This window comes from Cellulomonas gilvus ATCC 13127, from assembly GCF_000218545.1.
Lineage (GTDB): Bacteria > Actinomycetota > Actinomycetes > Actinomycetales > Cellulomonadaceae > Cellulomonas > Cellulomonas gilvus.
On record NC_015671.1, the window covers coordinates 770903 to 783923 of the forward strand.

Here is a 13021-nt window from a genome sequence, read left to right on the forward strand (position 1 = left end):
CCCGCCACCTTCACAGGAGGAACCTTGAAGATCAGGCGAATCAGCGCCGGCATCGCGGTCGTTGCCGCGGGTGCCCTGGTGCTCGGAGCGTGCTCCAACGACCCGTCCGACCCGTCCACGTCCGAGCCGTCCGCGAGCTCGACCGGCGAGGCGACGACCGGTGGCTCCGTGACGGTCTCCGAGACGAACGAGTTCTTCTCGTTCAACTCGTCGACGGCCAACGGCAACACGGACATCAACTCCAAGGTCGCCCTCGTCACGAACTCGCACTTCTACTACATCGACGACCAGCTGAAGGTTCAGCGCGACGAGTCGTTCGGCACGATCGAGAAGCTGAGCGACGACCCGTTGACCGTCAAGTACACGGTCAACGAGGGCAAGAAGTGGTCGGACGGCGAGCCGATCGACGCCGACGACCTGGTCCTGGCCTGGGCCGTCTTCTCGGGCTACTACGACGACGCCGTCTACGACGACGCGGGCGAGATCACCGAGGGCACGAGCTACTTCTCGTACGCCGGTTCGACGCTGGGCCTCGGCCTGACGGACTTCCCGGAGATCGGCGAGGACGGCCGCAGCATCACGCTGACCTACTCCAAGCCGTTCTCCGACTGGGAGGTCGCCTTCGACCTCGACCGGCCGGCGCACGTCGTGGCCAAGGGTGCCGGTCTGGCCGACGGTGCCGCCCTGCTCGAGGTCTTCAAGTCCGTCGAGCGCGGCGACAGCGAGAAGCCGAAGGAGACGAACGCGGAGCTCAAGGCCGCTGCCGACTTCTACAACACGGGCTTCGACTCCAAGACGCTCCCGAGCGACCCGGGCCTGTACCTCTCGTCCGGCCCGTACATCGTCTCCGACGTCGCCGAGGGCCAGTCGGTCACGCTGGTCCCGAACGAGACCTACGACGGCGACCTGACGCCCAAGCTGGACCAGATCACCATCCGCACCATCGCGGACCCGTCCGCGGCGATCTCGGCACTCAAGAACGGTGAGGTCGACATCGTCTCGCCGCAGGCCAACGCGGACACGCTCGCCGCGCTCGAGGCCGTCGACGGCATCCAGATCCACCAGGGTCTGCAGCTCGCGTTCGACCACATCGACCTGAACAGCACGGGTGTCTTCAAGGACGCCAAGGTGCGCGAGGCCTTCCTCAAGACGATCCCGCGCCAGGCGATCCTCGACGCGATCATCACGCCGCTGCAGCCCGACGCCACGGTGCTGGACTCCTTCCTGTTCGTCCCGGCGCAGGACGGCTACGCCGACACCATCAAGACCAACGGCGTCGCGCAGTTCACCGAGCCCGACATCGAGGGCGCCAAGGAGCTGCTCGCGGGCGCCAAGCCCGAGGTCCGCATCCTCTACAACAGCAACAACCCGAACCGCGTCGACGCGTTCACGCTGATCGCCGAGTCCGCCAAGCAGGCCGGCTTCACGATCGTCGACGAGGGCGACCCCGAGTGGGGCTCGCGCCTGGGTGACGGCTCGTACGACGCCTCGATCTTCGGCTGGATCAACTCGGGTGTCGGCGTCTCCGGCGTCCCGCAGATCTACGGCACGCAGCAGGCGTCGAACTTCAACGGCGTGTCGAGCCCCGAGGCCGACGAGCTCATGGACCAGCTGATCTCGACGATCGACCCGGCCGAGCAGGTCGCCCTGCAGGTCCAGATCGAGGAGCTGCTCGGCAAGACCTACACGACGCTGCCGTTCTTCCAGAGCGTCGGCGTGGAGGGTGTCGCGGACCGCGTCCAGGGCATCGACACCTACAACCCCAACCAGAACGGTGTCTGGTGGAACGTGTGGGAGTGGACGGTCGACGACGCGGCCTGAGCCGCGGACGTCACCCCTTCCGTAGCCGCGTGAGCGGCTGAGACGGAACATGACGGTGCCGGGTCCCCGCTCGCGGGGGCCCGGCACCGTCAGGTCCGGCAGGCCCACGACCAGCATCGAGGCCTGCCGTACTATGACCGAACCGTCGACGGGCCGCCGCCTGTTGTCGCCCGTCCTCACAGCGAGAACCCATGCTCACCTACATCACACGACGAGTCCTGGCGTCGCTCATGATCCTTCTGGGCGCGTCGTTCATCGTCTACATGCTCGTCGCGTACAGCGGCGACCCGCTGGCCGAGATCCGGTCCACGAACTCGCCGAGCAAGGAGGCTCAGCTCCAGGCGCGCACGGAGATGCTCAATCTCAACGTGCCCCCGGCGCTGCGCTACTTCCTGTGGCTCGGTGGCGCCGCCAAGTGCCTGGTGCCGTTCGCGGGCGAGTGCGACCTCGGCGTCACGCTGCAGAACCAGCCCGTCACCGCGGCGCTCAGCCAGGCGATCCCCACCACGCTCCAGCTCGTGACCACGGCTGCGGTGCTGGCGATCGTGCTCGGCATCTCGATCGGCATCGTCACCGCCCTGCGGCAGTACTCGACGCTCGACTACGGCGTGACGTTCGTGTCCTTCCTCTTCTTCTCGCTGCCGGTGTTCTGGGTCGCGGTGCTCCTCAAGGAGTTCGGCGCGATCGGGTTCAACGACTTCCTGCGTGATCCGTTCATCGCGACCACCACGATCGTCGTGGTCTCGTTGATCGCCGCACTGCTGTGGACCGTGCTGCTCGCGGGGTCGTGGCGGCGCCGCCTCATCACGTTCGCCGCGGCCTTCGCCGCGACGTTCGCGGTCATGTACTTCCTGTCGGTGACGCGGTGGTTCAGCGACCCGTCGCTGGGTGTCGTGGTCATCGGCCTCACCGGTGTCGCCATCGCCTTCGGCGCGACGACGCTGTTCGCCGGGCTGCGCAACCGCAAGGCGCTGTACGCGTCGCTGACCACGGTCGGCCTGGGCGTCGTCGCGTACTTCGTGCTGCAGCCGATCTTCGAGTCGAACGCGAGCCTGTGGCTGATCCTCGGTCTCCTGGTGCTCTCGCTCGGCGCCGCATGGGGCATCGGTCACGCGTTCGGCGGGTACGACCGCGGGCAGTCGCGCAAGGCCGCGATGCTCACGTCGTTCGGCATGGGCGCCCTGGTGCTGCTGGACCAGTTCATGCAGCACTGGGCGGAGTACACCACCAACTCGAAGGTCCGCGGCCGGCCGATCGCCACGATCGGCGCCGAGACGCCCAACCTCAACGGCGACTTCTGGCTCACCGGGATCGACAAGTACACGCACCTGATCCTGCCCACGGTGGCCCTGATCCTCATCTCCCTCGCGTCGTACACGCGCTACTCGCGCGCCTCGATGCTCGAGGTCATGGGTCAGGACTACGTGCGCACCGCGCGGGCCAAGGGCCTCTCGGAGCGTGTGGTCGTCACGCGGCACGCGTTCCGCAACGCGCTCATCCCGCTCGCCACGATCGTCGCGATCGACATCGGCGCGCTGATCGGTGGTGCCGTCATCACCGAGTCCGTGTTCTCGTTCAAGGGCATGGGCGTGCTGTTCCTCAACGGCGTGCGCGGCATCGACCCGAACCCCGTCATGGGTGTCTTCCTGGTCACCGCCATCACCGCCGTGGTGTTCAACCTGCTCGCCGACCTCACGTACTCGGCGCTCGACCCCCGAGTGAGGGTGAAGGCATGACGACGCTGCTCGAGAACACCGCCGGCGTGCCCGGCGGAACCCCGGAAGCGCCCGAGCAGGTCAAGGGCCTGAGCCAGGGCCAGATCGTGCGGCGCCGGTTCTTCGGCCACCGCGCGGCGGTCATCAGCATCGTGGTGCTCGCCCTGGTCGTCGTCCTGTCGATCTCCGCGATCGGCCTCGGGCCGATCCCGGGCTGGTGGAAGTACAGCTACACGCAGACGCCCACCCTGATGGACGGCGGCCGGCCCACGCTGCAGCTGTGGCCGTTCTCGTTGGGGGAGCACCCGTTCGGGCAGGACCGCGTGGGCCGCGACATGTTCGCGATGACCATGCGCGGCGCGCAGATCTCGCTGTTCATCATGCTGCTCGTGGGTTCGCTCGCCGCGCTGGTGGGCGTCCTGATCGGCGCGACGTCGGGGTTCTTCCGCGGCAAGGTCGAGGCCGTGCTCATGCGGTTCACCGACATGATCATCATCATCCCGGCGCTGATCGCGGCGTCCGTGGTCGCCCGGTCCGCCTCGAGCGTCGTGCTGCTGGCCGTGTTCCTGGGGCTGGTGTCCTGGACCGGCATGGCGCGCCTGGTGCGCGGTGACTTCCTGACGCTGCGTGAGCGCGAGTTCGTCGACGCGGCTCGTCTGGCCGGTGCGTCGAACAGCCGCATCATCTTCCGGCACATCCTGCCGAACGCGGTCGGCGTCATCACGGTCAACACCACGCTGCTGATGTCCGCGGCGATCCTCACCGAGACGGCTCTTAGCTACGTGGGACTCGGAGTGCAGAACCCGGACACGTCGCTCGGCAAGCTCATCAGCGACAACCAGGCCGCGTTCTCGACGCGTCCGTGGCTGTTCTGGTGGCCCGGCCTGTTCATCGTGGTCATCTGCCTCACCATCAACTTCATCGGCGACGGTCTGCGCGACGCGTTCGACCCCCGTCAGAAGAAGATCGTGCTGCGTCGCGTCAAGGAGTCGCCCGCGTCGGCCGAGCTCCGGCAGTCCGTGGACGCGCGCGTCCCGGCCACCGGTGCCGTCTCCCCGGCCGTGAGCGGCGGGGTCGTCGAGCCGCTCGACGACCCGAAGGACGCCGGCGAGGGCAACGACGACGTGGACGGTCGTCGGTGACGTCGTCAGCCGACGAGCGCCACGATCAGCGTGGTGATCGCGGCGACCGCGAGCACCGCGATCGCCGGGACGTTCCACCGGTTGGTCACGGGTGTGCGGTCGGCGACACCGGCCTCGACGCGGCCCTCCTCGACCAGCCGCTGCCAGCGGCGGCGGACCAGGAGCGCGGCGCTGCCGGACGGCGCGGTCGGCAGGTCGCCCATCGGGACGGCGCCACGCGCGTCGGCCGAGCCGGCGGACACCGCGCGCACGTCGGACACCGACACGCGGGCCACGTGCCCGGCGCCCGGGCCGGGTGCCGCCCAGGCGCGGTACTGGCCGTGCGGCGTGACGAGCGTCATCGCGTACTGGGTGGAGACGTGTGCGAGTGCCGCCCAGGGCACGCTGACGGTGCGCAGCGGGTTCACCAGCCTCACCGCCTCGTCGTCGACCTCGACCCGCGGGTACCAGAACGCGAGCCAGCCGCCGAAGGCGAGGCCCGCGCACGCGGGCAGCGCGCTCACGGCGCCGGCGACGCCCGCATCGACCCACGCGGCGGCGCACCAGCCGCCGGCGAACAGCCAGGTCCCTCCCGTGGTGAAGAACCTGCTGGTTGGGCGGTACACCGTGCCGTCGCTCGCCATGCTCACCCCCGCATGATCTCAGGAGCCTCCGCATGACCCCGACCGTCCCCGAGAACACCCCGGTCCTCGAGGTCACCGACCTGTCGGTGGACTTCGCCGTCGACCGCGTGTGGGTGCCCGCCGCGATCGACCTGAACTACACGGTCGCCGCCGGTGAGGTGCTCGCGATCGTCGGAGAGTCGGGTTCGGGCAAGTCCGTCAGCTCGATGGCGATCCTCGACCTGCTGCCCAAGAACGCGCGCATCCGCGGGAGCATCAAGCTCGCGGGCCGCGAGCTGCGCGGGCTGCACGGCTCGAAGATGCGGGAGATCCGTGGCAACGACATCGCGATGATCTTCCAGGAGCCGATGACGGCCCTGAACCCGGTCTACACGATCGGCAACCAGATCATCGAGACGCTGCGTCTGCACAGCGAGATGTCGCCCACGCAGGCGCGCGAGCGTGCGATCCAGCTGCTCGAGATGGTGGAGCTGCCGGACCCGGAGAAGGCGTTCCGCTCCTACCCGCACCAGCTCTCGGGCGGGCAGCGCCAGCGCGCGATGATCGCGCAGTCGCTCGCGCTCGACCCGCTGCTGCTGATCGCCGACGAGCCGACCACCGCGCTCGACGTCACGGTGCAGGCCGAGATCCTCGACCTCATGCGCAACCTGCGTGACCACCTGAACTCGGCGGTCATCCTCATCACGCACGACATGGGCGTGGTGGCGGACCTCGCGGACCGCATCGCGGTCATGCGGCGCGGGCTCATCGTCGAGACGGGCACCGCGGAGCAGATCTTCGGGGACCCGCAGCACCCGTACACGCAGGAGCTGCTCGCGGCCGTGCCGCACCTGGGCGGCGCCGAGATCGACCTCACGGCGTCGCTCGCTGCCGCCGCTCACGCCGAGTCGGTCATCACCGAGGTGGACCCGGCCGAGCTCGCGCGCCGTGAGAAGGCCAACGCCGAGGCGCTCGAGGCCGCACGCCGTGCCGAGCGCGCCAAGGAGCACGAGGCGGCCGAGCCGATCCTGCTGCTCGAGGGCGTCGCCATCGAGTACCCGAAGCAGGGCCGCATGCCCGCGTTCCGCGCGGTCGAGGGCGCCGACCTGGTGGTCCGGCCGGGCGAGGTCGTCGGACTCGTGGGCGAGTCGGGCTCGGGCAAGACGACGATCGGCCGCGCCGCGGTCGGTCTGCTGCCCGTGGTCGAGGGCCGGCTCGTCGTCGGCGGCGTGGACGTCACGCAGCGGGACCGCAAGCTGCTCAAGCAGCTGCGCCGCCGGGTCGGCATGGTGTTCCAGGACCCGTCGTCGTCGCTCAACCCCCGACTGCCGATCGGGGAGAGCATCGGCGAGCCGATGCTGCTGGCGGGCATCGCCAAGGGTGCGGCGCTGCAGAAGCGGATCGAGGAGCTGCTCGACCAGGTCGAGCTGCCGCAGGCGTACCGCAACCGCTACCCGCACGAGCTCTCGGGCGGTCAGAAGCAGCGCGTCGGCATCGCGCGCGCGCTCGCGCTCTCGCCGGAGCTGCTGGTGGCCGACGAGCCGACGTCCGCGCTCGACGTGTCCGTCCAGGCGCACGTGCTCGACCTGATCCAGGAGCTGCAGGCGCGCCTGCAGTTCGCGTGCCTGTTCGTCACGCACGACCTCGCGGTCGTCGACCTGCTGGCCGACCGGATCGTCGTGATGCAGCGCGGGCGGATCGTCGAGCAGGGCACGCGTGACGCGATCCTGCGCAACCCGCAGGACCCGTACACGCAGCGCCTGATCGCCGCGGTCCCGCTGCCCAACCCGGAGAAGCAGCGCGAGCGGCGCGAGCTGCGGGCGCTGCTGGTCGACCGAGGCTGATGACGCGGCGGCGAGGAGCGCGCGGTGCCCGGCGGGCACCGGTGGTCGCGCTCCTGGCCGCCGTCGTCGTCTCCGGGTGCACGGCCGCGCCCGAGCCCGGGCCCACACCCGCCGACGAGGTCGTCGTGGCGGTGTCGGTGCCGTTCGGCTCGCTCAACGGCGCGACGCCCGACGGCCGCACGCCGGGCAGCACGCTGGTGCGCGGGCTGGTGCAGGACGGGTTCGTCTCGCTCGACGCGCGCGGCGTGCCCGTGCCGGACCTGACGTTCGGCACGGTCGAGCTGCTCGACGAGGACCCGCTCACCGTGCGGTACACGATCGGCGACGACGCGCGGTGGTCCGACGGCGTCCCGGTGACCGCCGACGACCTGCTGCTCGAGTGGGCCGCACGCTCGGGTGCGCTCGACGACGTCGAGCCGCGGCTGGGGGCGGACGGCGAGATCACCAACGCCGCCGAGCTCGATGCCGGGGTCGCGTTCGCCGCGACGTCACCCGCGCTGGTCCACGTCCACGACCAGCCGACGGTGGACGACGAGGGCCGTGTCACCCTCACGTACGCGCATCCCGTCGCGGACTGGCTCGCTGCGCTGGACGTCAACGTCCCCGCGCACGTGCTGGGGGAGTCCGTGCTGGGGGTCGCGGACCGTGCGACCGCCGCGGACGCGGTGACGCGGGCGATCGCCGCACGCGACGCGGGCGCGCTGAGCCGGCTCGCGCACGCGTGGCGCACGGCGTTCGACGCCGACGAGCTGGCCGGGGCCCCTGCGTCCGCCGTGACCACCGGACCGTACGTGGTGAACGCGGTGCTGCCCGACGAGCGTGTGGAGCTGCGCCGGAACGCCGCGTACCGCGGCGCGCGGCCCGCGCGCTACCAGAGGCTCGTCGTCGCGTCCGACCTGCACCCGCTCGACCAGGTGGCCGGGCTCGCGGACGGCACGGTCGACGTCGCGGCGCCCGTCGCGTCACCCGACGTGCTGGAGGCGTTCGCGGAGGTGGGTGCGGAGCACGTGGCCGCGGGGGACGCGGCGTGGCAGCTCGTCGCGGACACGGGGCACGGCGGGGTGCTCGCACCCGGCGACGACGGCGGCGCGGACCGTGCGGCGCAGGTGCGCGAGGCGCTGTGGCTCACCGTGCCGCGCGAGCAGATCGTGCAAGAGGTGATGGCGCCGCTGTGGGCGCAGGCCTCCGCGGACGACACCGTGCTGCCGACCGCGGGTGAGGGCGCCGGCGCAGCGGGGGTTCCTCCGCAGGACGTGTCCCGCGCCCGCGCGCTCCTGACGCGGGCACAGACCGCGACGCCGGTCCGGGTCCGGCTGGCGGCCGACACAGCCGACCCGCTGCGCGCCCGGCTGGTGGATCTCGTCGTGGCCTCGGCCGCCCAGGCGGGCATCGAGGTCGTGCCGACCGCCCCCGACGCGGCCCCCGGTGCGTGGGACGTGGCCCTGGTCACGCACGGGCAGGACGACCTGCCCGCGGCCTCGGTCGCGGGGCTGTGGGGAAGCGACGGCGCGACGAACGCCACCGGCTGGTCGTCGGACGCGACGGACGACGCGCTGACCGCGCTCACGGAGGATCCCGAGCCCGACGACGCGGCGTACGACGAGGTCGCGCGCACCCTCCTCGAGGGCGGAGCGGTCCTCCCGCTCGTGCGGGCGCCGTGCCTGACCGCGGTGCCGGGCACGCCCGCGGCCGACCGCCCGGACGTGGACCGGGTCGGTCCGCTGCAGCTGTCCCGGGCAGATGTGACCGACTGGTGGTCGTGGGCGACGACGTCCGACCGGTAAGATCGATCGGCGCCGCCGTCGGCGCGACCCCACCCCCTTCTCGAGAAGAGCCCCCGTATGCCTTCGTCCGCCACCTCGGGCAGCGCAGTCCGTTCCGACCTGCGCAACGTCGCGATCGTCGCGCACGTCGACCACGGCAAGACCACCCTCGTCGACGCGATGCTCTGGCAGTCCGGTGCGTTCGGCGCGCACGACCACGTCGACGAGCGTGCGATGGACTCGGGCGACCTCGAGCGCGAGAAGGGCATCACGATCCTCGCGAAGAACACCGCGGTCCGGTACTCCGGTCCGGCCGCGGCGGCCGCGGGGCACCCCGAGGGCGTGACCATCAACGTCATCGACACCCCGGGTCACGCGGACTTCGGCGGCGAGGTCGAGCGCGGCCTGTCGATGGTCGACGGCGTCGTCCTGCTGGTCGACTCGTCCGAGGGTCCGCTGCCGCAGACGCGGTTCGTGCTGCGCAAGGCGCTCGTCGCGCAGCTGCCGGTCATCCTGGTCGTGAACAAGGTGGACCGCCCCGACGCGCGCATCGACGAGGTCGTCCACGAGGCGACCGACCTGCTGCTGGGCCTGGCCTCGGACCTGCACGAGGACGTGCCGGACCTGGACCTCGACGCGATCCTGGACGTCCCGGTCGTGTACGCGTCGGCCAAGGCCGGCCGCGCGTCGCTCACGCAGCCCGCGGACGGCGGTCTGCCGGACAGCGAGAACCTCGAGCCGTTGTTCCAGACGATCCTCGAGAAGATCCCGGCGCCCACCTATGAGGAGGGCGCGCCGCTGCAGGCGCACGTGACCAACCTGGACGCGTCGCCGTTCCTGGGCCGCCTCGCCCTGCTGCGCGTGTTCAACGGCACGCTGCGCAAGGGCCAGACGGTCGCCTGGGCACGCCAGGACGGCTCGCTGCAGAACGTCCGCATCACCGAGCTGCTCGAGACCAAGGCGCTCGACCGCGTGCCCACCGACTCGGCGGGCCCCGGCGACATCGTCGCGGTCGCGGGCATCGAGGACATCACGATCGGCGAGACGCTGACCGACCCGGACGACCCGCGCCCGCTGCCCCTCATCACGGTCGACGACCCCGCGATCTCGATGACCATCGGCATCAACACCAGCCCGCTCGCGGGCAAGGGCGGCAAGGGCCACAAGGTCACGGCCCGCCAGGTCAAGGACCGGCTCGACAAGGAGCTCGTCGGCAACGTCTCGCTGCGCGTGGTCCCCACCGACCGCCCCGACGCGTGGGAGGTGCAGGGTCGTGGCGAGCTGGCCCTGGCGATCCTGGTCGAGCAGATGCGCCGCGAGGGCTTCGAGCTGACGGTCGGCAAGCCGCAGGTCGTCACGCGCAAGGTCGACGGCCACGTGCACGAGCCCATGGAGCGCATGACGATCGACGTGCCCGAGGAGTACCTCGGCGCCGTCACGCAGCTCCTGGCCCAGCGCAAGGGCCGCATGGAGACCATGTCGAACCACGGCACCGGCTGGGTCCGCATGGAGTTCGTCGTCCCGGCGCGCGGCCTGATCGGCTTCCGCACGCGGTTCCTCACGGACACGCGCGGCACGGGCATCGCGTCCTCGATCTCCGAGGGCTACGAGCCGTGGGCCGGCCCGATCGAGACGCGCCTCAACGGCTCGCTCGTCGCCGACCGCGCGGGTGTGGTGACGCCGTTCGCGATGATCAACCTCCAGGAGCGCGGGACGTTCTTCGTCGACCCGACGCAGGAGGTCTACGAGGGCATGATCGTGGGTGAGAACGCGCGCCAGGACGACATGGACGTGAACATCACCAAGGAGAAGAAGCTCACCAACATGCGGTCGTCGACCGCTGACAACTTCGAGAACCTGGTCCCGCCGCGCAAGCTCACGCTCGAGGAGTCGCTTGAGTTCGCGCGCGAGGACGAGTGCGTCGAGGTCACGCCGGAGATCGTGCGCATCCGCAAGGTGGTCCTGGACCAGACGGAGCGCGCACGCATCACGGCCCGCAACAAGAAGTCCTGATGCGCGCGTCGTCGGGGGCGGGTGGGCTGCTCGCGGTCCACGCGCACCCCGACGACGAGACGCTCGCCACCGGAGCGCTGCTCGCGGCGTTCGCGGCCGCGGGACGGCCCGTGACGGTGGTGACGGCCACCCGCGGTGAGCGGGGCGAGGTCATCGGCGATGCGCTGGCGCACCTGCAGGGCGACCCCCGCGGTCTCGCGGCGCACCGCGAGACCGAGCTCGCGGCCGCGCTCGCGGCCCTGGGCGTGGCCGACCACGCGTTCCTCGACGCGCTGCCCGGCTGGAGGGGCGGCCGGCTCGAGGACTCGGGCATGGTGTGGGCCGACGAGGGCCGACGCGCGGTCGCCGCCCCCGACGCGCACGCGGCGTTCTCGACGCACGACCTCGATGCGCTCGCCGCGCCGCTCGCGGCGCTGATCGCGGACCGGCGCCCGGACGTCGTGGTGACGTACGAGCCCGCGGGCGGCTACGGCCATCCCGACCACGTGCGCGCGCACGAGGTCACGCACCGCGCTCTCGCCCTCACCCCGCACACCGTCCCCGTGGTGCTGTGGGCCGCGCAGGGCCGCGCGCGCGCCGCCGCCGCACGCCGTGCGCTGCGCACCCTCGTCGCCGCGGGTGCGGTACCGGGGGACTCGCCCGACGACGACGCGTTCGCCTCGCTCGTCGTCGACGACGAGCAGATCGCGCTCGAGGTCGACGTGCGGCCCGTGCGCACCGCGGTGCTCGCCGCGCTGCGTGCGCACGCGACCCAGGTCCAGCACGTCACGGCGCTCGACGACGAGCCCGACCTCGCCGGCGCCTACGCGCTGAGCCTCGGCCTGGCCGAGCCGCTCCTGCCCGTCGAGCAGTACCGCGTGGCCGGCGGCGACCTGACGGCCGTGGCCTGGCCCGCCCAGGTCGCGCCGGTAGCCTGACCGCGTGCAGCCGCTCACGCCCCAGTCGTTCGTGCGGGCCCTCGTCTCCTTCGTCCTCGGCATCGTGGCCGGCGTGCTCGGCACCGTGATCCACCGCTCGACCGTGCCGTGGGGTCTGCTCGCCGCACTCGGCCTGGTGCTCGCGTTCACCGTGACGGTCCGCGCGTGGGCCGGCTGGCCGGGGTACGTGGGCATCGCCGGCGGCGTCTTCCTGGCGCTCATGGTGCTGACGCAGACCGGACCCGGAGGTGACGTGCTGGTGCCCGGCGGCGAGAACGTGGACCACGCGTGGCTGGGCGTCGCCTGGCTGGGTGGCGCGATGGTGGCGCTGATCGTCGCCGCCGGTGTGCCCCGACGCTGGTTCGACCCCACGCCGCGGCCGCCCCGGGTGCCCACCCGGCCCGACGGGACCGGTGGGTCCGAGCAGCCCACCGCTCGCGACGAGCCCGCGACGCCCGCTCGGCCGTGAGCGCGACGCCGGACGTCTACCGCGGCGCGGTCGCCGCGCTCGCGGGCGGTGTCGCGGTGGTGACCACGACGTGGCGCCGCACCACCTGGGCGATGACCGTCAGCTCGCTCACGTCGGTCTCGCTGGACCCGCCGCTGCTCCTGTTCTGCGTGCACGGTGACGCGCGCCTGCGCGACGCGCTCGACGAGGCCGAGACCTGGACCGTGAGCGTGCTGTCCGCGGACCAGGCCTCCGTCGCGGACTGGCTCGCCTCGGCGGGGCGGCCGGCCGTCGACCAGCTCACGCGCGTGCCCCACCGGTCCGCGACGGTGGCCGCGGGCGTGCGGGTCGACGGGGCCGCGGCCTGGTTCGAGTGCCGCACGCAGGCGCTGCACCCCGCGGGTGACCACGACGTGGTCGTCGGGGAGGTGCTCGTGGCCGAGCGCGCTCCGGGCGAGCCGGGCTCGCTGGTGCACCTGGACGGGCGGCTGCGCGCGCTGCGCTGAGCCGGGATCGTGACGATGCCGTGAGGGTGGCGTCGACGAACCGTCGGTGGACCTGCGCCGCGCCGGGACCTGCGGTGGTCCCACGGACGGGCGACGTAGAATCGCCCGGGCGTACCAGACCGAGCAGGGGATGCGATGACCGACCGTACCGAGTCCGACGGCCGACCGGACCCCGGGCAGGAGCCCCCCGCCGCACCCGATTCATCCCGTTCTGACCGTGCCGCATCAGCCCCGTCCTCCGAGGCCCCGG

The 13021-nt window shown here is 71.8% G+C and carries 10 protein-coding genes; 9 read left to right on the plus strand and 1 reads right to left on the minus strand.

All coding sequences use genetic code 11. The features are described 5' to 3' along the window. Positions 1-24: 24 nt before the first annotated feature. The 3 genes from CELGI_RS03580 (at position 25) to CELGI_RS03590 (ending at position 4678) form a co-directional block, all read left to right on the plus strand. A complete protein-coding gene (locus CELGI_RS03580; RefSeq protein ID WP_013882747.1) occupies positions 25-1821 on the plus strand; it encodes an ABC transporter family substrate-binding protein in 1797 nt (598 codons plus the stop codon). Positions 1822-2012: 191 nt separating this feature from the next. After that, positions 2013-3557 (plus strand): ABC transporter permease, encoded by a 1545-nt coding sequence (locus CELGI_RS03585; RefSeq protein ID WP_013882748.1) that lies wholly within the window; start codon positions 2013-2015, stop codon positions 3555-3557. Continuing rightward, complete coding sequence (locus CELGI_RS03590) at positions 3554-4678, plus strand: ABC transporter permease (protein ID WP_013882749.1); 1125 nt, start codon at positions 3554-3556, stop codon at positions 4676-4678. The genes CELGI_RS03585 and CELGI_RS03590 overlap by 4 nt, the downstream gene beginning before the upstream one ends. Positions 4679-4683: 5 nt before the next feature. Here CELGI_RS03590 and CELGI_RS03595 read toward each other — a convergent pair whose 3' ends face one another. Continuing rightward, positions 4684-5301 carry a PH domain-containing protein gene (locus CELGI_RS03595; RefSeq protein ID WP_013882750.1) on the minus strand — a complete coding sequence of 206 codons (618 nt, stop codon included), beginning with the start codon at positions 5299-5301 and terminating at the stop codon, positions 4684-4686. Between the two features lie 32 nt (positions 5302-5333). Between CELGI_RS03595 and CELGI_RS03600 the strand changes: the two genes are divergently transcribed. Genes CELGI_RS03600 through CELGI_RS03625 form a run of 6 tightly spaced genes read left to right on the plus strand, consistent with a single transcriptional unit; the run spans position 5334 to position 12771 of the window. Beyond that, positions 5334-7124 carry an ABC transporter ATP-binding protein gene (locus tag CELGI_RS03600; RefSeq protein ID WP_013882751.1) on the plus strand — a complete coding sequence of 597 codons (1791 nt, stop codon included), beginning with the start codon at positions 5334-5336 and terminating at the stop codon, positions 7122-7124. Beyond that, entirely contained in the window at positions 7124-8908 is a 1785-nt protein-coding gene (locus CELGI_RS03605; protein ID WP_081465322.1) for an ABC transporter substrate-binding protein, read from the plus strand. The genes CELGI_RS03600 and CELGI_RS03605 overlap by 1 nt, the downstream gene beginning before the upstream one ends. A gap of 57 nt (positions 8909-8965) precedes the next feature. After that, positions 8966-10900, plus strand: a complete 1935-nt coding sequence (typA, locus tag CELGI_RS03610) for a translational GTPase TypA (RefSeq protein WP_013882753.1) — start codon at positions 8966-8968, stop codon at positions 10898-10900. Then, positions 10900-11817 carry a PIG-L family deacetylase gene (locus CELGI_RS03615; RefSeq protein WP_013882754.1) on the plus strand — a complete coding sequence of 306 codons (918 nt, stop codon included), beginning with the start codon at positions 10900-10902 and terminating at the stop codon, positions 11815-11817. The genes typA and CELGI_RS03615 overlap by 1 nt, the downstream gene beginning before the upstream one ends. Positions 11818-11821: 4 nt before the next feature. Next, a complete protein-coding gene (locus tag CELGI_RS16270) occupies positions 11822-12286 on the plus strand; it encodes a DUF6113 family protein (RefSeq protein WP_013882755.1) in 465 nt (154 codons plus the stop codon). Continuing rightward, complete coding sequence (locus tag CELGI_RS03625; RefSeq protein WP_013882756.1) at positions 12283-12771, plus strand: flavin reductase family protein; 489 nt, start codon at positions 12283-12285, stop codon at positions 12769-12771. Before CELGI_RS16270 ends, CELGI_RS03625 begins: the two co-directional genes overlap by 4 nt. Positions 12772-13021: the final 250 nt, after the last annotated feature.